The following is a 10,969-nucleotide window of genomic DNA, read 5'->3' as shown; positions in this document are numbered from 1 at the left end:
ATCTCAAGCACAAGCAAAGATGCAGTAAACGGTAGTCAGTTATACAATGTTATCCAAAACACGGGCTGGGATTTAATGGTTGATGGTAATGTTGCAGAAAACACCGGATCAACTCGCGTAGCTAACAATGGTAAAGCGACTATTAAAGGTGGCAATAATATTGTTGTTTCACGCAAAGGTTCAGAAGTAACGGTTGCAACATCAATGAAACCAACGTTTGATACAGTAACTGCTAACGAAGTGAAAGTAGGCGATGTAACTATCAATAACAACGGTATTAATGCTGGTAATAAACAGATTACTAACGTTGCAGATGGTGTGAAAGATACTGATGCGGTGAATGTAAGACAGTTAAAACAAGTGAAAAACGATGTTACTAACATCAATAACAAAGTTGATAAACTTGATAAACGTGTACGTGGTATCGGTGCAAGCTCAGCAGCAGCGGCTTCATTACCACAAGTTTACATTCCGGGTAAATCAATGGTCGCAGCAGCTGGTGGTACTTATAGTGGTGCTTCTGCAGTGGCAGTTGGTTACTCAAGAGCAAGTGATAATGGTAAGCTTATCTTGAAACTTCAAGGTACTGCGAACAGTCAAGGAAACTTCTCTGCAGGTGCAGGTGTTGGTTACCAATGGTAATAAGATTTAGCTAATATGCTAATATAATAATGAGAGCCCCTTTCTAATCAGAAAGGGGCTTTGTTTTTATTTATTTCTACAAAGTTATGTAGAGGATAGTAATGGTGTCTGTTCGCTTTGTAGATAAATATTTTATTTTTGAGATAGTTTATTTCCAACTATAAACGCAGCCAACCCAATTACTAATGAAGGCACAATAGCGTGGAAGCTGAAAATAGTGATCTTAAATGTTGTCATCACAATATAACTGCTTAATCCTGCCAACATTGAGCAAATTGCCCCTGTGGCATTTGCTTTTTCCCAATAAAGCCCTAATACAATAACCCAAAGGAATGTAGCTTCTAAACCGCCTAAAGAGAGCAAGTTGAGCCAAATCAACATATCGGGTGGATTAAGGGCTGCAAATACTAAAAACACCGTGAATGTGAGAGTAGTAATGGTAGAGAATAATTTAATTTTTTTCTCGTTATTAATTGCATTTGGTTTGATAGCTAAATAGAGATCTTTGATCAAGGTTGATGAAGATTGGATCAGCATTGAATCAATAGATGACATAATAGCTGCCATAGGTGCAGCTAAGAAAATACCTGCAACCATTGGGGGAAGCACTTGCACCATTAAGGTTGGGATCACCTGATCCGGCACTTTTAGATCAGGTACAACCGCTCTACCTAACACGCCTGAAAGGTGCATACCAAACATCAAAATCGCAATGACGATAGTGCCAATAATCATCGCTTTATGTAGAGCTTGGCTATCTTTATACGCCATACTTCTCACTGCAATATGTGGTAAACCGACTAAGCCAAAGCAAACCAACACCCAAAATGAAGCCATAAAGGTGAGATCAAGTGGGCGTTCCTCAATACCGTAAGGAGTAGTAAGTTGCGGATTAATTGCTTCAAGCGTATTCATCGCATTTTCTATTCCACCAGCGGCATAAATTACCCCACCGAGTAGAATAGTTGTTCCTACCATCATTACTAAACCTTGAATGGTATCGGTTAAAACAACAGCTCTAAATCCGCCGATAAAGGTATAAAGCCCTACAGTAATAGCAAAGATAATCACGGCAGTCTGGTAAGGAATGCCGAGTGTTGTTTCAAGTAAACGCCCTGCACCAATAAATTGCACTGCCATCATTGCAAAAAAGGAGAGCAGTAAGGCGAGTCCTGCAATCCATACTACAAATTTATTTTGATAGCGGGCGAGCAACATATCATTAATGGTTACGCTATTATGTTTACGGGAAAGTAAGGCAAATTTTTTACCTAATACACCTAAAGAAAATAGCACGGCAGGCACTTGAATCATCGCCAGTAATACCCAGCCTAAGCCATATTTATACGCAGCACCCGGTCCGCCAATAAATGAACTTGCCCCAACGTAAGTTGCAGCAGTTGTCATTGCCAGTACAAAGCCCGACATTGAACGACCGCCGATATAATATTCGGAGATAAAACTACCACCTTGACGCTGACGATATGCATAAAAAGCCACACCAAATACAAAAAGCAGATAGGCAATGAGCGGTAAAATCATTTCATTATTCATTATGTACCTCAAAATCAATATTTTTATAGATTTTTTTAATCACAATAATTGCTATTAGAGTGAAGATAATAGGTAAAAAAATACAAGAAAGCTCAAACCAAATCGGAAAGCCGAAAATACCTCTACCTTGTGGTGAAAAATAAGCAAAGCCTATCCAGCACAAAATATAGAATAGTGTGAGCAATATTGCCCAGCGAGCCTCTCTGGCTAATTGTTGATACATAATTTCTCCTTAAATTCCATAAAAAGAACCTCGCTGATGCGAGGTAGTTTTAATATTGCCATTCATCAGGATCAATCCCCAACTCACGCATTTTCTGCTTTGCTGCTTCAGGGATCTCATCAGCCCTATCCTTCATTAAATCGTCATCGTTTGGCAAAGGTTGCCCTGTAAAGGCGTGTAAAAAAGCCTCGCATAATAGTTCACTATTGGTTGCGTGGCGAAGGTTTTTAATTTGGCGACGTGTGCGTTCATTGGTTAAAATTTCCAATACTTTAATTGGAATTGACACCGTTACTTTCTTCACTTGTTCGCTTTTTTTGCCGTGTTCTGCATAGGGGCTGATGTATTCACCGTTCCAGTCTGCCATTTAATACTCCTTATGATTTGTTCGTATTGTAATCAAAAGCGAGGCATATAACAATCTAGACGTCTGGATTTCTAAAGGAAATCGTATTTTATTTTGTATTGTATTTTTAATGAACTCCGTTAAAATGACCTCAATTTATTCCTAAAAGGTAAACTTATGAAATTATCATCATTAAAACAACTTTTTGTTGTACTCGGCGTTGTGGTTTTAACCGCTTGTTCTTCAAGCATTAATCCTGAAACTGGTGTGCGAGATGACCCATTAGAGGGCTTCAACCGTGCAATGTGGAAAGTAAACTACGATTATTTAGATCCTTATGTGTTAAAACCTGTTGCAAAAGGCTGGAAAGACTACGTGCCAAGTCCGGTAAAAACCGGTTTAGTGAATGTAGCAAATAACCTTGATGAACCTGTCAGTTTTGTTAATCGACTATTAGAAGGTGAGGGCAAGAAAGCAATGGTTCACTTCAACCGCTTCTGGATCAACAGTATCTTCGGCTTAGGTGGCTTAATTGACTGGGCGAGCTTAGATGACGGCTTACGCCTGAATAACGGACAGCGTAGCTTAGGTGAAAGTTTAGGGGCAAATGGCGTGCCTTCCGGCTCTTATGTTATGTTACCTGCTTATGGAGCAACAACACCACGTCAAGGCATCGGTAGTGCGGTAGAAACGAGCTATTCTGTGCTGACTTATGTAGGCACACCTTGGTCGGTTGCAAAATATGTGGTGCAGGGTATTGATACCCGCTCTAAATTATTGGAGCAAGATGCATTGTTAAAACAAGCACAAGATCCGTATGTAACCTTCCGTGAAGCCTACTTCCAAAACTTAGAATTTAAAGTAAAAGATGGCAGTGTTGAGCAAAATCAACAAGAGCAACTGTCTGAAGAAGAATTGAAAAATATTGATTAATTGATTAACTATACAAGCGGTTCTTTTTTGCAAAAAATTTGTAAAAAACGACCGCTTGTGCACTTTTAAATAGATGAAAATGAAAAAACATATCCACATTTTAGGTATTTGCGGCACTTTTATGGGCGGTGTCGCAATGATCGCTCGTGAACTTGGTTATAAAGTTATAGGTTCAGACACCAATGTTTACCCACCGATGAGTACCTTTTTAGAATCTCACGGCATTGAAATTATCCCGAATTACGATGTAGCCCAATTGCAGCCGGCTCCTGATTTGGTGGTAATCGGCAATGCGATGAGTCGTGGTAATCCGTGCGTAGAATATGTGTTGGATAACCAACTGAATTACACCTCCGGACCACAATGGTTACACGATCATTTATTAAAAGATAAATGGGTGCTTGCTGTTTCCGGCACGCACGGCAAAACCACTACAACAGGAATGTTAGCGTGGATTTTAGACCAAAACGGCATCGACACAGGCTTTTTAATCGGCGGAGTAGCAGGCAATTTCGGCATTTCTGCCCGTGCAGGCAACAGCAAATTCTTTGTAATTGAAGCGGACGAATACGATTCCGCCTTCTTCGATAAACGATCTAAGTTTGTGCATTACACGCCGAAAACGCTGATTATCAATAATTTGGAATTTGACCACGCTGATATTTTTGATGACCTAAAAGCAATTCAACGCCAATTTCACCACTTAGTCAGAACGATGCCACACAGCGGCTGTATTTTATCGGCAATTGCGGATAAAAACGTACAAGATACGCTCAAAATGGGCAGCTATAGCCAATTACAATTTATTGGCGAACAAAATGAATGGTTTGCTAAGCCATTGAATGCCGATTGTTCACAATTTGAAGTGTTTCATTTAGGTGATAAAAAAGGCGAAGTACATTGGTCGGTTATCGGCAAACACAATATGCACAATGCTCTAATGGCAATTGCAGCTGCTCACCACGCAGGTGTTGGGGTTGAAAAGGCGTGTAACGCATTAGGCTCATTTATTAACGCTAACCGCCGCTTGGAAGTCAAAGGCGAAGTAAACGGCATTACCGTTTATGATGACTTCGCCCACCACCCAACGGCGATTGAAGCTACTATTGATGCCTTACGTGGCAAAGTCGGGCAGAACCAACGTATTTTAGCGGTACTAGAGCCTCGTTCTAATACAATGAAAATGGGCGTGCATAAAGATGAAATTGCCCCAAGCCTACACGATGCTCAAATGGTATTTGTTTATCAGCCCGATATTATTACGTGGAGTGTGAGTGAGATTACCAATGCGTTATCACAACCAGCCTATTGGTCAGAAAATATTGATGATTTAGTGGAACGAGTTGCTAACGAGGCTAAACCAAGCGATCATATTTTAGTGATGAGTAACGGAGCTTTTGGCGGCATTCATCAAAAACTCCTTGCCAAATTAGCGGATAAATAACCTTTACAAGCGGTAAATTTTTCACAAAATTTTACCGCTTGTTTGTATAACTCCTCTATTTTTGTGATCTGCATCGAAAAAATCAAAATCATTTCTGGATATTTATACATATTTTATTGAAAATAGCAGCTAATATTTCCAACAATAAGCAGAATAAAATATGAACGATTTAATTATTTATAATACTGAAGATGGTAAAAGCAATGTAGCCTTGTTAGTGGTTGAAAATGAGGCTTGGCTAACACAAAGTCAGCTCGCAGAACTTTTTGACACCTCTGTTCAAAATATAGCCGAACATATTAAAAATATATTAAAAGACAATGAGTTAGATGAAAATTCAGTTATCAAGGATTATTTGATAACTGCCCAAGATGGTAAAAATTATCAAGTAAAACACTACTCATTGGCAATGATTTTAGCGATAGGTTTTCGTGTGCGTAGCCCAAGAGGGGTGCAATTTAGAAAATGGGCGAATACCACATTACGCTCTTATCTGGATAAAGGCTTTTTGGTGGATACTGAACGGCTAAAAAATCCTCAAGGACGGTTAGATTATTTTGATGAATTGCTCGAGCAAATTCGGGAAATTCGAGCCAGTGAGTTGCGTTTTTATCAAAAAGTACGAGAGCTATTTAAGCTATCTAGCGATTACGATAAAACAGATAAAAATACGCAAATGTTCTTTGCCGAAACACAAAATAAGCTGATTTACGCAATTACTAAACAAACCGCAGCCGAACTTATTTGCCAACGAGCTGATGCCACAAAAGCCAATATGGGTTTAACCGGTTGGAAAGGTAAAATTGTACGTAAAGGCGATATTATTACCGCTAAAAATTACTTAAATAATGACGAATTAGATTCTTTAAATCGTCTAGTGATGATTTTCCTTGAGAGTGCAGAATTAAGGGTGAAAAATAATCAAGATTTAACACTGGGTTTTTGGCGAAGAAATGTAGATATGTTGATTGAGTTTAACGGCTTTCTTGTGTTAGAAAATGGTGGAACGATTACGCATAAACAAATGGAAAGCTTTGTTAGAGAACAATATGAAAAATTTGATACTCAGCGTAAATATCTAAAACAGCAGGAAGCGGAGCTTGAAGATCTTAAAGAACTAGAACAGTTAGAAAAAGGATTAAAACAGTAAAATACAAGCGGTAAATTTTTCATAAAATTTTACCGCTTGTAACCTTATTTCCTATATCTCTCATCAGTCAGCGTATGTAAAAACGCTTCTAATGCCTTAATGGTTTTATCTGCTAAATTATCAGTATCGTTATCTGATAGTTTCACTCTTTGGTTGTATTTCGTTTCTGTTTTTAATCAAAGAACAGTTAGATAGTAAATTTAACTCCTAAAAAATGATTTTTAACTATTTGAATTTATTAATATTTTTATGAACAAAAATAGATATTATCTATCTTTACAATTAATTTACTCTTTTCTAAATTGCTATACAGACAGCCTAATCATTAATCTATATAATGCGTCCCATTTAAGTAGTAATGTTGCAGCTTGAATATTTCACATATAAACCTTATTAGGGATTCTTAATGAATAAAATTTTTAAAATTGTTTTTAACAAAGAAACTGGTGTATTTACCGCAGTGGCTGAATTTGCCAAAGCACAAGGCAAATCATCTTCTTGTACAGTTGGCTCTAAAAGCTCAAGATTTGTTGCACAATCGTTCACTTTAACTGCATTAGCAGCGGGGATGATGCTATCATCATCAGTATGGGCTTACTCATCTCTGAATGGTCGTGTTACAGGTGGAGATGCTGATAAAACGCTTGCTATGATGGATAATGCCGTTGTGCAAGCGAGCGAAGGTATTGCTATTGGTAACGGAGCTATATCTTACTCCAATTCTTCAGGTCAGGCAGCTCAAAACGTAGCTCTTGGGCATCAAGCAAAAGCGATTACAGGTGGTGTAGCTATTGGCTATCAAGCTAATACATTAAATAGCTCCGGGCAAAGAGGCGAGAATCAGCAGTCAGTTGCTATCGGTTATCAAACCGTTGCTTCGGGTGATCAATCAACTGCTTTAGGTGCTCAAGCAAAGGCTGCCGGTAATTCGTCTGTTGCAATTGGTGGTGATGATTTAGACAAAGTAGCTAGTTCTCAACCCCCGGTTTGGAACAATCAAACTCTTACGGCTGAACAAGCTAAAGCTTTTAATAATACGGCTGCTGCTAAAAAATATGAGCAATTGACTGGTGATATTTTAGTACACTTTGAAAATAGTCTTGTGGGTGGAAATCAGGTAACTAGAACGCCAGGTATGCCTAATCGTTACACAGGAACTGAAGCTGGAGAGGGTTCAGTTGCTGTTGGTGTGCAATCTCAAGCTAAGGGAGCGTTGGCAACAGCCTTTGGTACCCGTACTTCAGCTAGCGGTACTGCTTCTGTGGCATTAGGTGTAGGTGCATTAGCTACTAACGATGGTTCATTTGCTGGTGCTGCCGGTGCTCAATCGACAGGAATATCATCTATTGCGTTAGGTACTGGTTCTAAAGCTCAAGGCAATCAATCTATTGCTATGGGTGATGGTGCTATAGCGACAGAAGTAGGTGCTATTGCTCAAGGTTTTTCAGCGAATGCAACTGCTATTTCAGCTATCTCTATCGGTCGTGAAACGAACGCCACTAAAGAAAATGCTGTAGCATTAAGCCGCCTTGCAAATGCAACAGGCGAAGCAGCCAATGCAATTGGTTTCAGATCAGAAGCTCACGGGACTAACTCTGTTGCACTAGGTACTCAGACAGTAGCAACTGCAGGAGCGACAGCAGCTGTGGCTATCGGTGAACAAGCGAATGCAAGCAATACCAAATCGATTGCTATCGGTGCTGCATCGAAAAGTAGTGGTGATAAATCTATCGCTGTGGGCGACTCAGCCAATGCGACTAACACGCACTCATTTGCAATGGGTGGTCAGTCATTATCAACGGGTACAAATGCTGTGGCTGTTGGCTCTAACACTAAAGCAACCGGTAACTTCTCTACTGCCATCTCAAACAATGCTAACGCATCAGCACATCAAGCATTAGCTGTGGGTGTAGATTCTGTATCATCTAAAACTTATGCAACAGCAATCGGTTCTTCTGCTAAAGCAACGGGTACCGGTAGTTATGCGGGTGGTCGTGAAGCCAATGCAACTGCAGATTATGCCATCGCAGTTGGTAACAAGGCATCATCAGCTGCTAATGGTTCTATCGCTATTGGTAATGAATCAAGCGTAATATCAACTGGTACTAACTCTGTTGCATTAGGTTACAAGGCATCAGCGACTCAGCAGAGCAGTACTTCACTAGGGCGTGAAGCAACTACCGCGTCAAACTATAGTACCGCAGTAGGTGCTAATGCAAACGTTGGCGAAAATTTAATTGGTGCGGTGGCATTAGGTACATTCTCTACTGCTCAAGCCGGTGTTAGCACAAATGAAGCAACAGTAAATGGCATTACCTATAGTGGTTTTGCAGGTAATAGTATTCTGCACAGATCTGGCACAGAAAGCTATGTTGTATCGGTGGGTGATGCGAATACAAAACGCCAAATTCAAAATGTCGCAGCAGGTCAAATTACGAACACCTCGACTGATGCAATTAACGGTTCACAGCTTTATATGGTGGCTGATGAAGTTGCGAAATCAAGAGAGAAAGTAACTTCAGATGATAAAACTGTTACGGTAAAAGAATCAAAAGACTCAAGTAGTTCAACTGTATTTGATTTGTCTATCAACAAATCAAAACTACAAGTACGCCAGCCAGCAGATGACTTTGTATATCCAGATGCCGTTGTTGTTGAGGCAGCTACAGGCAAAGTATTTGCTCCGAATGAAGAGCCAGCCCCAACATTCGTAACCGCTGATGTACTGGCTAATACCGTTGCTAACTCAGGCTTTAGAGTAGCAGGTAACGGCACAGCCACCGAAGAAGTCGTGAATCCAGGCGACACCGTAAACTTCGTAGATGGTAATGGCACTACAGCTAATGTAAGCGTTGTAGATGGCAAAAATACCATTAAATATGACATCAATGTTGATGATAAAACTATCACAGTAGGTGATGATGGTAAATTAACTGTAATTAACAATAATGCAGTTGATACTAACGATATCGCAAAAGTTGTTGCTGGCGATAACATTCAAGTAGATGCAAAAACTGAAGGTAATACCACTACATTTACTGTCGCAACTAAGAAAGATTTAGCGGTAGATAGCGTTAAAGCCGGTGATACTACTATCAATAATGATGGCTTAAAAGTTGGTGATGTAACCGTAACTAACTCTCCGATTACGGTAAATGGTAATACTGTTAATAACATTAATGATGCTATTAACCAAACGGCAGAACAAGCATTTAAACCATTAACTTTCGGTGGCGATAAAGGTAACGATGTAACTCGTAAACTGGGCGAAAAAGTAAATGTTAAGGGTGGAGCGACTGGTGAGCTTTCTAGTGGCAATATTGCTGTTGAAGCAGACGGTACAGATACGTTAAACATTAAATTAGCTAAAGAGCTTAAAGATATCAATAGTATCACTATCAATAATGGTCCAACTATTAATAATAATGGTATTAATATGGACGGTGATAAGATCACTAATCTTAAAGATGGTGAAGATGATGGTGATGCAGTAAATGTTAAGCAATTAAAAGAATCTAAAGAAACGGTTATTTCTAAAGATAATTCAATCAAAGTAACTACAGGCAAAAATGCTAATGGTGCAAATGAATTTGACTTATCTGTGAATAAGACTGAGTTAAAAGATGAAAACAACGACGGTAAAGTTGATGCACCTTCAAATGAAGATGGCGACAAATTAGTAGATGCTAAAACAGTTGCTGATGCAATCAACAATTCTGGCTTTAAATTAACAACTTCTGCAAGTGCAGGGGAAGTATCTGGCACAACAGAAGAGTTAATTAACCCGGGCGATATCGTAACGATTGATGCAGGTAACAACATTAAAGTTACCCAAGCTGCAGGTAAAATTACGGTTGAAACTAAAGATAACGTAACTTTCGGTGAGAAAGGTGAAGACGGTAAACCGGGTAAAGACGGTTCTGTTGGTGTAAACGGTAAAGACGGTTCAGCTGTTACCCTTAACGGTAAAGATGGTTCTATCGGCTTAAACGGCAAAGACGGTAAAGATGGTTTAACCTTTAAATCAGAAGCAGGTCCGCAAGGCGTGAATGGTGATAAAGGTGAAAACGGTTTACCTGGTAAAGATGGTTTAACACGTATTGTTTACCAGCCAACAAATCCAGATGGCACACCAAATGGTGATCCAGAACAGGTTGCAACCTTAAACGATGGTTTAATTTTTACTGGTAACAATGAATTGTTAAATCGTCATAAATTAAACACAGTCGTGAAAATTGTGGGCGATGGTGTTAATAAAGCAGCTTCTGATAGCTTCAAATCAGCTGTTGGCAACATTAATGTTAAAGCTGATGAAAACGATACTTTAACCATTCAGTTAAATAAAGATCTGAAAGATATTGATAGCATTACGGTAAATAATGGTCCGACTATCAATGGCGATGGCATCAATATGAATGGCGATACCATTACCAATCTTGGGGATGGTAAAGAAGATGGTGATGCAGTAAATGTTAAGCAAATGAAAGCAAGCCGTACAACGGTAACTTCAAGTGATAACAGCATCAGTGTTGTAGATACTAATAATGGTAAAGGTGATAACTTTGCTTACGACAACAAAGTAAATAATCAAGCGGTTGTTGAGAATGCTCAAACTCCGGTTGTTTATACGAATAAAGATGGCGACAAAGTTTACAAACAACCAGACGGTACATTTAA

At 39.3% G+C, this 10,969-nt stretch carries 8 protein-coding genes; 5 read left to right on the top strand and 3 right to left on the bottom strand.

The features are described 5' to 3' along the window. A partial coding sequence (locus ACJHV0_RS02035; RefSeq protein ID WP_483133257.1) for a YadA family autotransporter adhesin occupies positions 1-642 on the top strand: 642 nt, incomplete at its 5' end. A 132-nt stretch (positions 643-774) separates the two neighbouring features. Here the strand turns inward: ACJHV0_RS02035 and panF are convergent. From panF to metJ, 3 genes are read right to left on the bottom strand one after another with little or no spacing between them, the layout of a single operon-like run. Then, the gene (gene panF, locus ACJHV0_RS02030) at positions 775-2,196 is read right to left on the bottom strand and encodes a sodium/pantothenate symporter (protein WP_483133256.1); all 1,422 of its coding nucleotides are present in this window, start codon (positions 2,194-2,196) and stop codon (positions 775-777) included. Continuing rightward, entirely contained in the window at positions 2,189-2,419 is a 231-nt protein-coding gene (locus tag ACJHV0_RS02025; protein ID WP_483133255.1) for a YhdT family protein, read from the bottom strand. Before ACJHV0_RS02025 ends, panF begins: the two co-directional genes overlap by 8 nt. A 49-nt stretch (positions 2,420-2,468) precedes the next feature. Continuing rightward, positions 2,469-2,786 (bottom strand): met regulon transcriptional regulator MetJ, encoded by a 318-nt coding sequence (gene metJ / locus ACJHV0_RS02020; protein WP_025235216.1) that lies wholly within the window; start codon positions 2,784-2,786, stop codon positions 2,469-2,471. Between the two features lie 156 nt (positions 2,787-2,942). On the opposite strand from metJ, the gene ACJHV0_RS02015 reads away from it, so the two are divergent. The 4 genes from ACJHV0_RS02015 to ACJHV0_RS02000 form a co-directional block, all read left to right on the top strand. Next, positions 2,943-3,698 (top strand): MlaA family lipoprotein, encoded by a 756-nt coding sequence (locus ACJHV0_RS02015; protein ID WP_483133254.1) that lies wholly within the window; start codon positions 2,943-2,945, stop codon positions 3,696-3,698. Positions 3,699-3,777: 79 nt separating this feature from the next. Next, positions 3,778-5,142, top strand: a complete 1,365-nt coding sequence (mpl, locus tag ACJHV0_RS02010; protein ID WP_483133253.1) for a UDP-N-acetylmuramate:L-alanyl-gamma-D-glutamyl-meso-diaminopimelate ligase — start codon at positions 3,778-3,780, stop codon at positions 5,140-5,142. A gap of 160 nt (positions 5,143-5,302) precedes the next feature. Further along, a complete protein-coding gene (locus ACJHV0_RS02005) occupies positions 5,303-6,292 on the top strand; it encodes a virulence RhuM family protein (protein WP_483133252.1) in 990 nt (329 codons plus the stop codon). Between the two features lie 406 nt (positions 6,293-6,698). Beyond that, on the top strand, positions 6,699-10,969 hold a 4,271-nt coding region (locus ACJHV0_RS02000; protein ID WP_483133251.1), incomplete at its 3' end, for an ESPR-type extended signal peptide-containing protein.

The sequence above is a fragment of the Mannheimia sp. genome (assembly GCF_056854775.1).
The sequence above is the reverse complement of the archived record's forward strand: the minus strand, read 5'-3'. Positions and strand labels throughout refer to the sequence as shown.

Excerpts from the sequence above, each read along its gene's own strand:
- panF (WP_483133256.1), bottom strand. The coding sequence starts at position 2,196 with ATGAATAATGAAATGATTTTACCGCTCATTGCCTATCTGCTTTTTGTA.
- metJ (WP_025235216.1), bottom strand. The coding sequence starts at position 2,786 with ATGGCAGACTGGAACGGTGAATACATCAGCCCCTATGCAGAACACGGC.
- ACJHV0_RS02015 (WP_483133254.1), top strand. The coding sequence starts at position 2,943 with ATGAAATTATCATCATTAAAACAACTTTTTGTTGTACTCGGCGTTGTG.
- ACJHV0_RS02025 (WP_483133255.1), bottom strand. The coding sequence starts at position 2,419 with ATGTATCAACAATTAGCCAGAGAGGCTCGCTGGGCAATATTGCTCACA.
- ACJHV0_RS02005 (WP_483133252.1), top strand. The coding sequence starts at position 5,303 with ATGAACGATTTAATTATTTATAATACTGAAGATGGTAAAAGCAATGTA.
- mpl (WP_483133253.1), top strand. The coding sequence starts at position 3,778 with ATGAAAAAACATATCCACATTTTAGGTATTTGCGGCACTTTTATGGGC.